Origin of the sequence: Acidiluteibacter ferrifornacis, assembly GCF_009909615.1 — a bacterium.
GTDB lineage: Bacteria > Bacteroidota > Bacteroidia > Flavobacteriales_E > Vicingaceae > Acidiluteibacter > Acidiluteibacter ferrifornacis.
This window is the reverse complement of the sequence record NZ_WWNE01000007.1, coordinates 52,398-70,791: the sequence shown is the minus strand read 5'-3', so window position 1 is coordinate 70,791 and position 18,394 is coordinate 52,398. Positions and strand designations below refer to the sequence as shown.

Sequence of the window (18,394 nt, the reverse complement as noted above, 5' to 3'; positions counted from 1 at the left end):
ATTAGTTACAATTTAATAAACCTATCTAGTCAGAATTCAGGAGTCTATTCCGGGAAGGAACAACTCAAATCTATTGTATTTAAAATGATTTTCAAAATTAATGACAGTTATTTGTTAATAACTTTTTTAAATAAAAGAGTCTTAAAAGATACTTTGGTCACAAAAAAAGCCTGTTTCGTCGAAACGAAACAGGCTTAATCTATGGTTGGTCGAAATAGATTAATGCATTATTCAATGATTAATTTTTCAACTTTCACCCCATTTTTATTAATCAATCTTACGAAGTAAACACCTTTTTCAACATTGATGTTGATGTCTTTACTGATAGAACCATTAATAATTAGGTTTTCATTATAAACTATTTGCCCTTTGATGTTCATTACTTCAAGTTTAGAACTAGGCGCATTCACATTGTCAATTTGCAATTTAAACTGACCATTGTTTGGATTGGGGTAGAACTTGATAGAAGCATTGTTTTGCTTATTCTCATTAATTCCAACACATACAGATACAGTTACATTAACAGTGTCTGTCCCAGCACAACCATTGGCATCCGTTACTATAACACTGTAAACAGAGTTGGCAGTAGTAGGAGTGATGGTTCTAGTCAATGCACCTGTACTCCAAACATAAGAAGCGAAATTGCCTGCGTCTAACATAAAGTTGTTAGTATCACAAACGATAGTATCAGGACCCAAATCAACAGTAGGAGCAAAAACTACATCTGCATAACTCATAGGGAAGATTTGATAACCATCTAAATAGGGGTTAGAGCTATCAAACTGCCCACCAATACCATTTACAGAGCAAAGTTTATCACCCACTACGAATGTTAAGCTATCCAAAACATCGGTATCTGCATCTACTCTCATTATGAAGTTGTTCGTACCATCAGTTAAACTAATGTTAATAGAAGTTCCGGTAGGAACAGCGGTAACAGTAAGGTCTTCGATACGAATTAGAGCAGACTCTGTAGATTCGTCTAGAGTAGTTACCAAAACAGCATTGGGTAAAGAAGCACCAGTTTTAATAATTGCAATAGAGTCAGGGAATAATTCCGTCAACCCGTTAAATTGTTGAACTTCTCCTCTAATCATAATGGAGTCACCTTCGTTAACCACATAGTTGCTAACGTCTGCAAAGTTGTAGATATTGATTCCTTCAGGATTAGTACCTGACTGGTCAATAATAGTGAAAGAAAGTCCAGCATTACCATCTAAATCGATACCTGCAACGGTTCCTGATGTCCAACAGAAAACTCCTAAAGAGTCAGCAACACCAGTTGTCACATCTTCTGTATTGATGGTTCCAATTGGGTAATAAGGTAGAGGTGGAGTTGGAGCTAACTCTACGATGATATCATCAAAAGTAAATCCATCTGAACTAACAGGATAATCATCTTCTTGTCCAAATCTAACTTGGAATGTAGCCGAAACAGTTTGACCTTTAGACGCTAAGATACTGTCAATATTTATAGGGCCAACTGTTTTGAAGGTTGTTGATTTATTGGCAAACAAATCATAAACACCAATCCACGTGTCAGCATCACTACCTCTTATCCATACACTATCGTTTGGATGATTTTCTTCCCCGTGTTCTTTGTAGTCAAAAAACATCTGAATATTATCCGTGGTGTAATTACTTAGGTTAAGAGTAAGATCAAGGTGATTAATTACTACAGAACCAGAAGGATCTCTATCTAAAGTAACTGCACCTGGGGCTGTAGAACCTGTTTCAGAGTCTGCACCATAGCGAACCCTACCATTAGGATCGCTGGTATTAAAGTACCATTTATAGGATGCGTCGCAGTGTACAATACTAGAGTCCTTATTAGTGCCAGAATAATTCTCCCAATCTTCAACAAAAGGCAGTACAGCTGCAGTTGATGGTGATGGGCAAATAGTAGCTAAACTAGATACATTCGACCAAGTACTTGTATCTCCAACTGCACAAATACTTCTAACATACCATTCTAAATTAGTACCATTACTTAAACCTGTTAAGGTATATGGGTTAGATGTAACGACTATTTTATTACCTGTTGATGGACTAAAGTTTACTGTGTCATAAGTAATTTGCCACTCTGTAGCAGAATTATTTTCTATCCATGACAAATCAACAGTAGAGCCTGTAGCATTTGCAGTAGCTAAAGATGTTGGTTCTAAGCAAGATGGTACAGTTCTTAATTCAAATCGTCCAATATGGAAATCGTAATCTTCTAGATCATCTACAGAACCATCTGTAGCCCATATAGCAACAATACTATTGCTTGCACTATAACCTGATAAACTGATTCTGTAATCAGAACCTGTGTTGGTAGGCTGATTAGCTAAGTTCCAGGTGTATAAGGTATCCCATGTTGTCATGTTATCTTCAGAGATAAGCACTAAAACTTCATCATCAGACCCCATAGTAGCTGGAGATGAGCTCACAAAGTCTGTTACTCCTGCACCAATAACCAATTCTAAAGGTGCACCCACGGATAGGTCAAGTACTGGAGAGATTATCCATTCCTTGTCTACATTAGAATATAGATTTAAGGCAGCACCTTTTCCTATACCTGTTGTGTTTAGGTAATTTGTTGATCTCCAGTCGCCAGAGTTAAGGTTGGTTACTCCCGAGTTTGGTGTTCCGTCAGCAGCCTCGAACCAACAAGAAGGCACAAAAGTTGAGAAGTCCTCAACAAAAGGAGCGCTAAATGGAGCACATAAGGTAGTAAATGTAATCGGACCAACCCATGAACTGGTATCAGAAGAACTACAAATTGACCTAACATATGCGTCATAAGAAGTATTTGAGAGTAAGCTACCTAAAGTAATACTATCAGACATTACTACACTTTTTATTCCTGAACCTTGAGTATATCCTGCAATATCATACTCTAATTGCCAAGAAGTTGCACTGTTATTTTCTATCCAGAATAAATCTGTAGAGCTAGAAGTGATTTCAGCACTAGAAAAATTAGAAACAGATAAGCACGAAGGTGGTGTAACTAAGGTAAGTGTGAAGTCTAAGGTAGTACCATAACTAACATTACCGCATGGAGGTGGATTGGCTGATGATCCGTACTGAGCTCTCACTCTCATTCTATAGTTTCCTACATTTGCGGAAGCTGGTACTGAGCCTATTATAGTTTTGGAGGCAGCACTTGAAGCTTGCGCACCAACCAATTCAGTAGCATCATCTAATACTAGATCGTTATTCCAATCAACCCATACTTTAACTCCATTTGCACCACCTACATAAGTTGTAGTTATATCAAATGTACCAGTAGCATAGCTAGTAAGTGTTTGCGCCGTTTCATCTGAGTATGATCCTGCAGGATTAGAGCTTGCAGTATAAGATACGTTAGTGTTTCCTCCATTACTCGTTAAAGACGAAATGTAATCACCCGAATAAGTAGTAGAAACCGTACAATAGCCAGTATAGAAAGATCCTTTCGTAGACCATGCACTTGTATCTCCAGGAGAACATATAGATCTTACATAATAGTCATAAGTAGTATTTGGAGATAAGCTACTTATAGAAGTAGGATTATTGGTTACGATACTTTGTATTCCTTGTCCTGCTGTAAATCCTGTTATGTCATAACTAATTTCCCACTCAGTTGCCGAATTGTTTTCAGTCCATGAAAGATCAATTGATGTCTGAGTTAAATTAGCTGTTGTTAAAGCACTTGGAGCAACGCAAGCAGGTAGAGCCTCAATGGTATAGTCGTCGATACCTAAATCATAGGATGAAAAGCCCGCTGATGTTTTACCAAGGAACATGATATATGCGCCTGCGCTATTACTATATGAAACAGGAATAGAAATATTATAGTTATACCAGCCTGTAGAAGGCTCAGTAGGAGCAATAGTTGTTTTAGAATATAAACGTAACAATGTGTCTGCACCAACTAAAGTCTTAGCATTATTAATGAGAATGATATATTCATCATTTGCATGTGCAGATGCATGTCTATGTAACCAAACATTAAGTCTGCTTGCTGAACCTATAGCACTTAAATCTAATGCTGGAGAAAATAGAATTGATTCAGAACTAGAATAATTTTTTTCCATGAATTTAGTACCAGCATAGGGCCCTGAAATATCTCCTGTGCTTCCAGATCTTACTGCCCAATCTTGAGTTGAACTGATTACTTGACTTGACCAACAGTTAGGAAGAGAGGCCGTATTTGTTGATTCAAAATCTTCAAAGAAAGGGAAAGTACTAACTGCGTTACATAAAGTAGTGAAAGATATTGGTCCCAACCAAACACTAGTATCTGATGAACCGCATATAGCTCTTACATAAACATCATAGTCTGTTTGAGCGATCAATCCAGTAACGTTTACACTATCAGAAGCCACAACACTTTTGGTACCTGTTCCAATAGGAAAGTTTACAGTATCATATTGAATTTGCCAAGAAGTAGCAGAACCCCTTTCTGTCCAATTGAAGCTAACGCTACTATTAGTGACAGCTGATGTCATTAATCCATTTGGTTTAGGACATGAAGGAATGATTGTATAGTTAAAATTATCAATTCTAATGTAGGTATAAGTAGAACCCAAATTGCTAGCGAAAACAATAAATTGATCAGTACCATTATATCCATTTGCTGTTGTGAATGGAATGATAACTTCTGAATAACTATTTGTTGAACTAAAAGTAATAGTATCAATAGGGTTGAAAATTGATGACGGATCTGTTGCAGCGACCGTACCAATTATTAAGGCATTCTGAGTACTAGAAGAACTCACCTGAAATGAAATTTGTTTGTCGCCTAGTACTAAATCAGAAAATTGAGGAGTAGCCAAAATTAAACTGTCATTTCCTGTAGTGGAAGCTCCACTGCTATACATGTTTATAGCATTTGATCCTGAAAATGGGCTACTTGCTCTTACTTCAGCATAACTGGAAGAATACGTTTTGTATTCAGTCCAACAATCAGGAGTTGAACTTGTTGCTGCTGACTCAAAATCATCGAAATATGGAGCTGTGAATGGAGTACATAAAGTGGTGAAGGAAATTGGCCCTACCCAAACGCTAGAATCCGAAGAACTACAAATAGCTCTAACATATGCTTGGTACATTGTGTTTGATGTTAAACCTGATATGTTTACACTGTCAGATGTAACAACATTTAGTGTGCCAGTTCCCAATGTGAAACCAGTTACACCGTATTGAATTTGCCAAGAAGTAGCCGAACCATTTTCATTCCAATTTAAGCTAGTACTATTACTAGTAATTGCAGATGCAATGAAGGCATTTGGTTTTGGACAGGTGGCTAAAGGGTTAATAGCAAAGTTATCGATGTATACATTATAATCTGTATTACTAATCGAAGATGCGGCATAAAAACCAATTTTAACTTTTCCAGTATAGCCAGTTAAATCAATGACAACTGACTCTCCATTATTTGATGGTTGATTTCCTGAGGTGTATAGTTTTAAAATATTAGCATTGGACCATGTATCTCCGCTATCTAATGATATTACTACAGCTAATGAGTCGTCTACTCCCATTAAATCAGTTCCTGATCCTGAGTAATCAGTTAGTCCGGCATCAAATTCCAATTGATAAGATGAGGCACCACTACCTAGATCAATGATGGGTGATACTACCCACTCATCGGCAGAAGTTCCAAAAATATTTATACGAGCTGAACCTGAAGTTCCTGCGTTTAAGAAACCATCACTGGTCCATGCTGATGAAGTGCCTGTTAGTGAGGTTGATGAACCAAGTCGACCTTGTGCTTCTGTCCAACAACTAGGAGTGTAGGACGCAAAGGTCTCCAAATATGGAGAGACCTGTGTGCATTGCGCACTTAATGATTGCCTGAGACCAAAGAAAGCTAGGCCCATTAGCAATCCTGAGATAATTTTTCTTCTCATAATTACGAGGTTATAATGAATAATAGTTTACTTATCTAAGACTATAAAAACGGGAATTTTTATAGGCAAGCGTAAAGCTAATGAATTATTTAATTGTTTTACATTTTTTAACAGAGTTATTTTTTGGAATATTATTGAGATTTAATGAGTTAATAAGTGAGTCTTTCGCTTTAGGTATTTTGCCTATTTTAATAATTTAGGATAAATCATGAAATTTTAGGAAATGGACTAGGCTACTTTTGAATCGAAACCTAAAACAATCCGGATATGAAAAATATATTTAAAACTTTTGTTATTCTTTCTTTAATCTTATTTGTTCAATCTTCTTATGGGTCTAACCAAGGGGAAGTAAAATTTAAAGGGAAAGTTATTATCGAAGATAACAGCCTGGCTGACGTGACAATCAAATTGTATAAAAGAAACGAATTAGTTAATACAATTGTTACTAATGCTTCTGGGAATTTCGAAGTAAAGATAGAACTGGGGAATAGTTATACTTTTGAAGTAGAAAAAGAAGGTTACATTACGAAAAGATTAGCGGTAAATGCAACTTCAAAAAAAGTGATTAAAGAAAGGGTTGAGAATTTCGACTTTTTTTGTGAACTTATTCCATTTAAAGATGGAATTGACGCTTCTCAATTGGATTTTCCAATTACAATTATTCAGTTGAACGAAAGAAAGGGCCAATTTGAATATGTTTCTTCTTACACCAAATCTATGGCTAAAGAACAAGATAAGGTTATTGAGCAATTGTCATTAAAATTTGAGTTTTAAGGTTACTCAAATTGATACCTAAATTCAATACTTTTTACCTTATCAGTTTCATTGGAAATGAAGTAAACAGAAGATTTACTCGTTTCTAATTCGCTATCAAAATTAAATTGAAGTTCTATTGTGGTCGACTCATTGGGGATTATGAGTTGAGGGAATATAGCATTACTTAAATGGGAGCCTACAATTTTAATTAATTGTAGGTCCGTATTACCCGTATTTTTTATAGTCAAGCTATATTTCACCACATTAGACTTTATTTTACCTAAGTTAATTATTGGGTTTGGTAAAACTAATTTCGGACTGATTGATTGATTTTCAGTAAAAATGCTTCTTCCTACAAGTCCAACGATCTCTATCTTCCTCTGGTAAACAGCATCTAATCCATAAATTTGATCTCGCTTATTGTCTTGACTCTTTTCTGTAGAAATCAAATCACCCATTGGTAGGGCTAATATTTCCAACGCATTTGTTTTCTCGATAACTTTATTGAAATAATTTTGTAAGCTATTTATTCTTCTTTGACTTAGTTTAAAGTTATAGTCCGAATTCGAAAGAGAACTAGAATATCCTCTAACAATTAGTTTTACTTGTTCATTATTTGATATTTGTTTTTCTACAAATTTGGTGATTTCGTCTAATTGATTTGACCCATTTATTAATTGAAATTCAAAGAAGTCGATTAGGTCATCCTCTTTATCCATCGCTTCGTTTTTATTTAGGCCCTTTAGGTTTTGTGAAATATAGGTTGCTTTTCTATTCATGTATTCATTTAGCAGATCTGTGTAGATTGCATTGGTAGTAGTGTCAGTTTTATTTTTTTTAGGTGAATCATTATCAAAGTACAAAGCTAATGGGAGTAAGTTGTTGATACTTTGATAGGTGTTTTCTACAATAGTATTATTTGTGTCTGCAACAATGGGAGAATAATAGATGTCGTTGCAGCAATTATCATTTTTAAAGGTCAATGAACCAGTTCGATTGGTAGTTAGGTAGAAATGCTCTTCAAATTCTTGGAAATATAAATCATTTGAAATCGAATTAATGGGACTTAATAGGTTTTCGGGTTTTTTATGGGAGGTTATATTTCCTTCACTTTTAAAGATATCGAATCCTCCAAAACCAAGATGCCAATTGCTTGAAAAATAGAGCGTATTGTTTTTATAAAAAGGAGATATTTCATGATCGGGAGAATTAATGTTTTCACCTATATTAATAGGTTCCTCATAGCCGCTTTCTGATATTTTAGAGTACCAAATGTCCATCCCTCCAAAACCACCTGTTCTATCAGAACTAAATATCAAGTATTTTGCTGAGTCAGTAATTGCTATAGTTGGTTGAGTATTATTTGTAAACGGAAGGTTAATCTTATTATTTAAAGTGATGATATTGGTTAAACTTTGTCCTACGATATCTCCTTTTTTGATCATGCATCTCAACATGGTGTCACAATCACTAAAGTATAATTGTCGATTTTCATCATCATAAAATGGATTAACGACATTGTGATCAGCATAACTTTTTGGCAGTTGGACTAATCCACCACGGCTCCATTGCTCATTTATTTTATTGGCCCAAAATAGTTTAGAATAAGCTATTGTCCCATTAGCAGTACCAAAAGTATCCGTTGAAGCAAATATAGCGGTATTGTTATCGATAAGTGTAAATGCAAAGTCAGCATTAGTAGAGTTGATTGAACTTCCAAGATTGGTCAACTCTTTTGTTTTAATAGGTTTATAATTGGTTTGGGCAAAATCGCAAGACTTTATTTCTTGATTGATTTTTTTATATTCATAACTCTCTTTATGTCTTCTATGTTGGATTAATGCTCTTCGAAAATATCTTTTAGCATACCTATAATTTGCAGTTTGTTTATAAGCATTTGCCAATAAGAAACTCGTCTCTTGAAACTTTTTATCTCTGTCTGTTTTATAGATATCCAATAGGTGAGGAATCGCTTTATCAAAATCATTCAGTTCAATATATGATTTTGATAATTTGTATTTTACTTCTATCTCGGAAGGGTATGCTTCTAAATAATTTTGATAGAGGTTTATGGCGGAGTAGTAATCTTGTAGAAGGTATGCCTTATTCGCTATTTGAAGTAGCTGTTTTTTAGTTTGAGAATAGACCGAAAGTTGCAGAGCAATTAAAAAAGCAAAAAGAAATACTCTCATGGATTACATAAAATTAGGACACTTGGTTCCTCTTTTGTAAGAAGGTTTATAATTGGAGATTAAATGAACAATTGAAATTTCGAAGCCTCCATTTTTATTAGTTGCGGTATTTAATTCAGAAATATTAAAGTCGTAGCTCAGTCCGAGTGATGTTCTTGCTACTTCCATTCCAATCGAAGCAAAAGCCGCATCTTGATTTCGGTAATATATTCCTGCAGTTAGCGCTTTCTTGGAGTATTTTGTGCGCTCTAAGTAATACCGAAAGTTAGTCCCAATTACGAATTCTCTATACTTCCCTTGTGTCATATACAATAGTGATGGTTGAATGTCTAACAATTGGTTGACTCCAAAATTAGAGGAAAAGTGAATGGTATTCCTTTGTTGCAAAATTACACTCTCTTCATCAAAAAAGGAATTTCTAGGAGTCAACAGGTTATGAATTGAATAACCTATTTTTATTGCATTTCGAGAATTGATTACATAATTCAAATGGACACCAAATGAGGGATTGAATTGAGCAAAACTATTTTGTTCGAAATTTTCACCATTTCCCAAATTTGAATTGAATGAGTAACCATCATATTGCTGATCAAAAGAAAGTTGGTTGAAATCTATTTTATATTGTTGGAATGCTAATAGCGCACCAATGCTTATAGATAAACTAGAGTCATAATTCAAATTTTGACTGTAATTGACACTCATCCCATAATTTGATTTCGCGAGCTCTCCTGCTCCTGCTTTATCATTGTAAAATAAAGCTCCATAGCTTAACTTTTTAATACCAAATAGTCCACGAGCCTCTGCAGAGAATGAGAAGGTTTTATAAGGTTCACCAACATTGCTCCATTGATTTCGATAATTTGCTATTAATCGGTAGGACGAGCTAAAGTTTCCTGTGAGAGATGGGTTGAGGTTCAATGGAGATTGATTAAATTGTGAGAAGTGCAAATCTTGTCCGTTTGATAGTAGAGAATGAAACGCTATTAGAAGTAATAAGATATGTTTAGAACACCTTATCATCTTATTAACGTTACGTCCCCTTTTAAGAAATATTCTTGGCCGCTGTAGCACTTAGCTTTAAGCTGAAAAACATAAACTCCTTCGGCAGCTTCTTCTCCTTTATAGGTGCCATCCCAGCCGATGGTTAGATCATTAGATTCAAAAATTAATTCTCCCCATCTGTTAAAAATTTGAAAGGTGAAAGTTTCTATTAGGTCTCCTCTAACTTGAAGCACATCATTATTAAGATCATTATTTGGCGTAAATGCTGAGGGTACAAATATGTGAGGAGAATTACATTCATCGTCATAAACCCTAATTCTTAGCTTTCCTTGATAGGAGCAACCTGAAGAAGGATCAAATATATAAAGTCGATAAATGGTATCTGTTTTTGCGACAGCTTTAGTTAAAGGTAAATGAGGAGATTCAACTAGTTGTTCAGGTTGCCATTGGTAGATAAAACTGTCTTTTATAATATCTGATTCTAAAACGATGGTTTTACCGATAGGAACACTATCGCTAAGACTAAAGGGGAGTAATTGATTGGTTATAGGAGTAGTAACTTTTACAAATACAGAATCTTTATAATGACATCCTAATTTATTGGAGACATCTAAGTAATAGGTGGTGTTGTTGTTCGTATTAGTTATAATTTGAGGTGTATTGGCTCCATTTATGATGTTTTGCATAGGAGTCCATTTGTAAGTTAAATTCGAGGAACTATTACCAGTATTAGATTTAATTTCAATGGTATCATTTTTACATTTGTTGATGGAATCTAGCAGGGATATATTCACAATCGGAACGGCAATTGAAAATGAAACGATTGTATCGCAATGGTCATTGGAAAGGTGTAAATAAATTTGTTGTGGAATAGTTACATTGTTTAAAACTAATTGTTTGGTAGTAGATAAAGTATCAGTGAATTTAGAATCAGATGACCAGATAAAATGATTCGCTGTATTAAAGTCATTTAAATTAATTGTGAGGTTTTCTCCTTCACAGACTGAAGTATCATTCAATGATTTTATTTGAATCGATTGGAAAACGTTAATGTTTTTAGTCTGGGTTAATTCTTTATTACAAACCTGACTTATGGTTTTTAGTTCAATGGAATAGGAGCCCGGGGTGTTGAAGGCATGAGTAATGGAATTTAAATTATAAACAACTTGCCCATCGAAACTCCATACAAGCGAATCAAAATTGGTACTTAGGTTGGTTAAGTCTACTTTAAGTGGACTGCAACCTGCGGTATCACTTAGGATAAAGTTGTTGTCTAGTACATTGTTTGTAACAGTGATAGAGTCAAAAATACTGCATCCCGGACCTCTTAATTCTAAATAGTATTTTTTCTGGAAGGGTGTCCAAACATTAATAAAATAGTCTCCTATTGGATTTAATCTATCCTTAAAATCCCTAGTATCACTCCAAATGATATCAAGTACAGTTCCATTAAAGTTCGGGTAAAGCAGAATGCTATCACTTGAGCACAATATGGTGTCTTTCAATTTCACCATATTCAAATCGTTACTAAACACTTTAACCTCTTTAACTAAGGTATCAGAAGTCCCACAAATAGAATCGCCAACTACAAGCTTGATAGAATACACTCCTGGTTGGGAAAAAGTTCTACTAATAACTTTGTTGGTGGAGTCTATTTCTCCATTTCCAAGATGCCAATAGAAATAATTACTATTGGTACTTGTATTTTTGAATTCAATATTCGCAGGAGCGCAAACACTATCCTTTTCCACATAAAGTTTAGCCTCTGGATTTACAGTTAACGACACTTTAAACAGGGCATTGTTGCAATTCGAAGATCCATTAGTCGGGAAATAGGCATTTTTAACGGGAAAGTTACTATTACCTCCGCATCCTGCACAAACGGATTGGTAAATTACTCCGTCTTGGTCAAATCTACTCGTACCTCCGTCTACATGCTCTCTTGAGGGAGATGTTCCACCGAAGAAAGAACCAAAAACTAAACTGTCGGCATCTTTCCTCAATACCATAAAATAGAAATTTCCGCCATGGGTTGTAGGTTTAAATGCATCAGGAGTAATTGGCATGGAAGAATTGAGTGCCTGTGATAATGAAAGCCCGGGGAAGGTGGAGTTACGAGCTCCCCATCCACTAATATAAATATTCTGACATCTATCCACTAAAAAGGCAGTAGGAGAGAAGTCAATTTTACCTGTTCCAGAACGACTACCTACTGTAGTTGAGAAAATATTGGTAGAAAGATTAGAGTCTAATTTGATGACATATTGACCTGCTCCTGAATCGACATAATTCACATTATTAACAGGAAAATTACCTCCATAACTGTGTCCAAAAGCGTATATTTCACCATATTTATCAATGTCTAAGAAGTGGGTTTGGTCATAGTTGTTTGTTCCTAAAAAAGTAGAACTTTTTAAAGTAGTGCCATCTTGGGATAACCGACTTACGAATCCATCTGTAACTCCACCATTATAAGTAGGATTGTAACTGTTGATTGAAGTTGGGAAGTCTGTGCTAATCGTTCCTCCTGCAACATATACATCTCCGCTATTATTTATTCTAACGGCGTATCCTACTTCATTTTCACTTCCCCCCAAATAGGTACACCAAAGCAAATTATTGAGATCAGGTGAAAATTTTGCAATTATAGCGTCTTGCTTTCCATTCAATGTAGTGGAATAACTTCCGGAGGTTACAGGAAAGTCAGTTGAATAGGTGGAACTCATTAAGTATACATTGTCAAATTGATCAATGTTTATTTCTCCTCTGGCTTGATCTCCATATCCATAAAGTAATCTATTGGAATAATCACCTCCATTTGTATTGTTCAATAGGTTTAATCCATCATTCTCAGACCCTCCCAAATAGGTACTAGATAAAAACTGGTCTCCATTTGCAGATATTTTAGCTAAGAAGATATCAGAACCTCCAGAAAAATATTGAAGAGCCGCTACCGTGGTTCCTCCTTTCAAAGTATCGAATAAAGACAATGGAGTTGTTGGTAAATTTCTAGAGCTGGTTGTACCATAAAACAATAATTCATCGGCTGAATTGACTACCATGCTGTGTATCATTTCAGTTCCAGAACCACCAAAATAAGTGGTGTATAAGAGTTGACTTCCATCACTAGAAAACTTTGATATGGCTACATCTACCATCCCTTTGCCAAAAGTATCTTGTGCCATATTCGGAGTAGTTGGGTAACCATTCCCAAAAACAACTCCTCCTGTATAACCATTGCCCTGACTGTCGTATGTTGCAGTCATTCCAAAATTGTCAGAGGTAGAACCAGAAAAAGTAGAGAAAATCAAATCAGGGTCAACAATTAATTCTTGACTATTATCATACCCATTTGGGAATCGAAAAGAAACGATACTATCGTTTACTTGAAACTGACATGGTACCTCTATTTTTTGTCCATTGATGAACTGATAAGCATAGGGCTTTACCTCAATTAATTGCCCAACCTCGTGAGAAATAATTAAATCGCCATTAAGTATTTCCAACCGATTATAGCCTGAATATTTTGTTTGAATTGCCTTAGGATGAGCATAAGGTGCAAGGATATAATCATATTTATATCCATTTTCTTGAGATTGGTATATTTTTAAATCTATACCTTCATATATATTCTTGTAAATTACGGTTTCAAAAGCTTTTGCACCAGCGCCCCACTTTTTAGGATCATTGCCTAGGAAATAATTATATAAAGTAGATTGTTCTCCTGATTTGATAATTTTAGGACATGGGTTAATATTCAGAAAAGTAGTTTTAATAACTGATTCTTTGAATTCGTGAAGATGATTGTGGTCTTCTTCAATGCTTCCGTGTTCGTGTTCTCCGTTTGAATAGAAATAATAAGTAAATCCAGTCTTCTCTAGAAAAAGTCCACCTGAGGAGATATTTGCTTTGAAATAGACCTGTTTAGGCCATTGTCCTTTATTTTCGATAAAGGGAGTTCCTTGCGTTCTTCCAATAATGCTGGATAGTGCCAGTAATATAAACAAACAAATATGTAAAGTTATTCTATTCAAAATAAAGGTAAAGTCTATCCGTAAATTTAAGGATAATTGATGATGAATACTGTATTTTGAGACGAATAGAAATTCGTTTAGTTGCGTGAACAATTATTAGATTGAGTAGTTAATAACAACTAACTTTGTGACCATCTAATTTTCAGAATGAGCGATAAATACAAAAAGTATAGCATAATCGCCTTAACGTTTGTGCTATTGATTACTATTTTTAGTGCTAATCAAGCTATTAAGCTTCGATTTGATTATGATTTCGAAAAATTCTTTCCTCAAGAAGATGATGATTTAGATTTCTTCAAGGAGTATCGATCGACCTTTGAAAATGATAACGATTTTGTACTTTTTGCATTGAAAAGTGATAACGGAATTTTCAATCAAGATTTTTTGAAGAAGGTAGAAGCATTCACCGATTCTTTGAAAAAGCTCCCCCATACTCGTGAGGTAATTTCTCCGATTGAGGCCAAATATCCTCGATTAGACTTTTCTTCAATAGGCGAATTTCAGGAACCCTATTTTCACGTTGATCAGCCAGAGAAATATGAATCAGATTCTTTATTTATTGCTATATCTAACGATCCAATTGCCAACGTTGTTGAATTGAATAAAGGTGTTATTGTAATTGTATTAAAAAACAAGGAACTCATTAACAAGGCAGATTCTGATGAATTAGGAACAGCCATAAACAATTTAGTGGAGCAAACTGATTTTAAGCAAATTTATGTAATTGGTAAAATATTGGGCCAACAGCTTTACATCGACATAATGAAAGTGGAGTTTGCTACCTTCATGGGGATATCAATTTTTATTTTAATCATCTTTTTAATTCTTGCCTATCGGTCCTTTTGGGGGATTTTAATTCCAATGACAACTGTTTTGCTATCAGTAGTTTTAAGCTTGGGTGTGATGCAGCTCTTTGGTCGACCGTTAAACATGATGACTACTTTATTACCTGTAATTATGTTAGTTGTGGGAATGAGTGATGTGGTACATTTGGTAGCTAAATATCTCGAGGAGATTAGATTGGGAAGATCTAAGGTTGAAGCCATAAAAAACATGCTAAAGAATGTTGGACTTGCAACATTGCTGACTTCTATTACAACAGCATTGGGTTTTGTAACGCTCATATTTGTCAATATGGAACCCGTTCAGGACTTCGGAGTTTTTACAGCAGTTGGGGTGATGTGCGCCTTTATGATTGCCATTGTTTTTATTCCCGCTATTTTCTATTTGGTGAAGATTCCTAAAATGGGTGATTCTAGAAAATCTAATTCGGATTGGGATCAACTGCTTAGAAAACTTTTTTTGTTGCTTATCCAATATCGAAAGCCGGTTCTAATAACTTATATCTCTGTTGGAGTTGTTGCAATTGTCGGAATGACGATGATAAAGTTTGACTATTTTTTGATGCAAGAATTGGGTGAGAATGACCCTATGGCTGAAGAAATGAGATTTTTCGAGGATAACTTTCATGGAATACGGCCTTTTGAAATGGCAATTGTGGTAAAGAAAAAGAGCAGTAGTATTTATGATTTCGAAGTGATGCATGAAATCAATAAAATGGAAAACTATTTGACCGATCGTTATCAAGTTGGCCAAATGATTAGTCCAACTACTCCTTTTAAATACATCAATCGGGCAATGCGAAGTGGGAAGCCTGAATTTTATATTTTTCCAGATAAAGAGAAGCGTTACGACTATATTGCAGATCAACTTCAAGATCTTGGGATGCAAAAGCAGCTGACGGAAATTATTTCAGAAGATGGAAAGATGGCTCGTTTAAGTGGACGAATGGTTGACCCGGGGAGTAGAGAAGTGTTATTTAGGAATGATACCTTGCAGCAGTTTTATCAATCTCAAATAGATACTACTTTAATTGATTATAAACTAACAGGTACACCAGTAATCATTGATAAGAGTAGCCGCTATTTGGCTTTGAATGTTTTATCTGGTTTAGGCATCGCATTTGTAATCATAGCTGTAATTATGTCCATTCTATTCAAATCTATAAAAATGGGGCTTATTTCATTGATTCCTAATTTATATCCTATATTACTAGTAGCCGGAATTATTGGTTATTTTGGAATAGATCTAAATATTACTACCTCCATTGTATTTACTGTCGCATTTGGTATAGCGGTGGATGATACCATCCATTTTTTAAGTCGGTATGCACAAGAAATCAAAAAAGGGAAAAGTAACCTTTATGCCATAAAACGAACATACCTATCTACTGGGAAGGCAATCGTAATTACTTCGATAATTCTTCTGGGTGGATTTAGTAGCCTTATCTTTTCTAACTTTATGAGTACTTTCTATATCGGTGTATTTGTTAGTTTAACCTTGCTGTTTGCAGTAGTTACCGATATGATGCTTTTGCCTTTGGTCTTGATGTATTGGAACAAAGATAAAATGAAGTAGTTAATCTTTAAATAGCATTCATATATACATTTATAGAAACCTTAATTTCTCACCAACTTAATCACCCGAACAGCATCATTATGCTGAATGGTAACAAAGTAAATTCCTTGAAGTTGATTAGTTAAATCCACTTGTACTTGGTTGGAATTAATGTTCTGCTGTTCATGAATCAATCTACCATCTAGGCTGTTAATTCTTATCGTTGTATTTAATGAGGTATTTCCAAAGCTAATGGTAGTAATTCCATTTGTTGGGTTGGGAAAGAATACCAAATTGCCTAATACATTTTCTGATATTCCCACAGGCAATACGGTTTCACAGGCAGAAGTATCTGTACAACCATTTTCAGTAACGATTACGGCATAGTTTCCATTGGTGGTTGGCGTAAATATTTGGTTAGTAGCTCCAGGAACAAATGCATAGTTGCTATCACAATAAACCCATTGGTGGGTGGCATTAAATGCATTAGAAGCAATGGAAGTCGTAAAGTTAGAAACACTAGCATCAACAGCGTTTACAGTCAAGATAAAAGTAATCGCACTGTCACAGCCCAAAGAGTTTTGGATGGTATCATTATAAGTTCCCGAAGTTCTCCAAATGTATTTCCCACTCGGAGAAAGTAAACTATCACAAACCGTTGATACAAGAACTTTTGAATTTCTGTTCACTCTCAAATCAACCAAATAGTATGTGTTGCAACCAATAGGGTTGTAGATGGTATCTCTGAATTTACCACTAGTTCTCCAAATGTATTTTCCACTTGGAGAAATAAAAGTATCGCAAACTATAGGAGAAAGCGTATCAGGAATGAAATTACAAAATTGATACACCTGAACTTTTCCAGAGTCTTGAGCACTATAAAGATGCGATCCAACGGCTAAAGTATTTGCACCTCCCATACTCACGGCATAACCAAACCAATCATCGGCAGCACCACCATCAATATCAACTCCATCTTGAGCCCAAGTAGTCCCATTCCATCTATAGACCCTTACATGACCGGCATTTGTAGCAGTGCCATCATTGCCATATGCACCAATAGCTATAGTATTGGAGTCAGGCATAGACACAGAAGTTCCCGATCGGTCTCCAGCAGCTTCTCCATCGATATCTGCACCTTTTTGAATCCAAGCTGATCCATTCCAAGTGTAGATCCGAGCATTTCCAGCTCTATTCCCATTTCCATTGTTTTGAGGAGCACCAATAGCCACTGTATTGGAGTCAGGCATGCTTACCGATGTGCCTGATTGGTCTGCTAAGTTTTCACCCTTAATATCTATTCCTTTTTGTATCCATGCTGCACCATCCCATCGATATATACTTGTAGTGCCTGCACTGTCGTTACTTATCCCACCTCTCGGGGCACCAATTGCCACAGTATTGGAATCAGGCATACTAACAGAAGATCCTGAATAATCTTGTCGTCTTTTTCCATCAATGTCTAACCCTTTTTGAATCCATGCTGTTCCATTCCATTTATAGATCCGTACATGTCCTGCTGTTAAAAGGGTTGTAGGGTCGGGTGAATTTCGACTGGCACCAATCGCTACAGTATTGGAATCAGGCATACTAATTGAGCGCCCTGAATAGTTATTGGTGTATTCCCCGTCAATCCCTAATCCTTTTTGAACCCAGGCAGTTCCATTCCACCTGAAGATACGCACAAGTCCAGAATTTTGGCTAATACCATCTTTCTCAGGAGATCCTACTGCTATTGTATTAGAATCAGGCATACTTATTGAATAGCCTGTTTTGTCTGTTGATAATGTGCGAATAACATCATTCCCTTTTTGAGCCCAGCTATTCCCACTCCAACGGTATACTTTGACATATCCTTTACCGTTATGGTGAGACCCTGCTGCTAATGTGTATGGGTCAGGCATGTTAACCGAATAACCAAATTTATCGTAATTGCCATCTCCTTTGAGATCCAACCCAATTTGGGTTTGTGCAAAGAGGGAGTTGGTCATTAAAGAGAGTAGGGTTAAAAGAGTATGTAGCTGTTTTTTCATTGTAGTGGTTTTAAGAATACTAAAATAGGAATATTTTTAGATTGATGAATAAGTAGAAAATTGGTTTTTAATGGTTGATTCTCAAATGATTAAGTATCTGC

7 protein-coding genes are annotated in these 18,394 nt (G+C 35.5%); 2 read left to right on the top strand and 5 right to left on the bottom strand.

The window, feature by feature from the left end; all coding sequences use genetic code 11:
• Positions 1–227: 227 nt before the first annotated feature.
• On the bottom strand, positions 228–5,879 hold the full coding sequence (locus GQN54_RS08975; protein WP_160633208.1) for a fibronectin type III domain-containing protein: 5,652 nt from the start codon (positions 5,877–5,879) through the stop codon (positions 228–230).
• A 267-nt stretch (positions 5,880–6,146) separates the two neighbouring features.
• Between GQN54_RS08975 and GQN54_RS08970 the strand changes: the two genes are divergently transcribed.
• On the top strand, positions 6,147–6,653 hold the full coding sequence (locus tag GQN54_RS08970) for a transthyretin-like family protein (protein WP_160633207.1): 507 nt from the start codon (positions 6,147–6,149) through the stop codon (positions 6,651–6,653).
• A 2-nt stretch (positions 6,654–6,655) separates the two neighbouring features.
• Here the strand turns inward: GQN54_RS08970 and GQN54_RS08965 are convergent, their stop codons facing one another.
• From GQN54_RS08965 to GQN54_RS08955, 3 genes are read right to left on the bottom strand one after another with little or no spacing between them, the layout of a single operon-like run.
• Entirely contained in the window at positions 6,656–8,827 is a 2,172-nt protein-coding gene (locus tag GQN54_RS08965) for an Ig-like domain-containing protein (RefSeq protein WP_160633206.1), read from the bottom strand.
• A gap of 3 nt (positions 8,828–8,830) precedes the next feature.
• The gene (locus GQN54_RS08960; protein ID WP_160633205.1) at positions 8,831–9,847 is read right to left on the bottom strand and encodes a PorP/SprF family type IX secretion system membrane protein; all 1,017 of its coding nucleotides are present in this window, start codon (positions 9,845–9,847) and stop codon (positions 8,831–8,833) included.
• Entirely contained in the window at positions 9,844–13,836 is a 3,993-nt protein-coding gene (locus GQN54_RS08955; protein WP_160633204.1) for a DUF7948 domain-containing protein, read from the bottom strand. The genes GQN54_RS08960 and GQN54_RS08955 overlap by 4 nt, the downstream gene beginning before the upstream one ends.
• A 174-nt stretch (positions 13,837–14,010) precedes the next feature.
• On the opposite strand from GQN54_RS08955, the gene GQN54_RS08950 reads away from it, so the two are divergent.
• On the top strand, positions 14,011–16,281 hold the full coding sequence (locus GQN54_RS08950; RefSeq protein WP_160633203.1) for an efflux RND transporter permease subunit: 2,271 nt from the start codon (positions 14,011–14,013) through the stop codon (positions 16,279–16,281).
• Between the two features lie 41 nt (positions 16,282–16,322).
• Here GQN54_RS08950 and GQN54_RS08945 read toward each other — a convergent pair whose 3' ends face one another.
• The gene (locus tag GQN54_RS08945; RefSeq protein ID WP_160633202.1) at positions 16,323–18,293 is read right to left on the bottom strand and encodes a T9SS type A sorting domain-containing protein; all 1,971 of its coding nucleotides are present in this window, start codon (positions 18,291–18,293) and stop codon (positions 16,323–16,325) included.
• Positions 18,294–18,394 lie beyond the last annotated feature (101 nt).

What these genes read in the sequence shown, in the direction of transcription:
- GQN54_RS08975 (WP_160633208.1), bottom strand. Translation starts at nt 5,879, where the DNA reads ATGAGAAGAAAAATTATCTCAGGATTGCTAATGGGCCTAGCTTTCTTT.
- GQN54_RS08970 (WP_160633207.1), top strand. Translation starts at nt 6,147, where the DNA reads ATGAAAAATATATTTAAAACTTTTGTTATTCTTTCTTTAATCTTATTT.
- GQN54_RS08965 (WP_160633206.1), bottom strand. Translation starts at nt 8,827, where the DNA reads ATGAGAGTATTTCTTTTTGCTTTTTTAATTGCTCTGCAACTTTCGGTC.
- GQN54_RS08960 (WP_160633205.1), bottom strand. Translation starts at nt 9,847, where the DNA reads ATGATAAGGTGTTCTAAACATATCTTATTACTTCTAATAGCGTTTCAT.
- GQN54_RS08950 (WP_160633203.1), top strand. Translation starts at nt 14,011, where the DNA reads ATGAGCGATAAATACAAAAAGTATAGCATAATCGCCTTAACGTTTGTG.
- GQN54_RS08945 (WP_160633202.1), bottom strand. Translation starts at nt 18,293, where the DNA reads ATGAAAAAACAGCTACATACTCTTTTAACCCTACTCTCTTTAATGACC.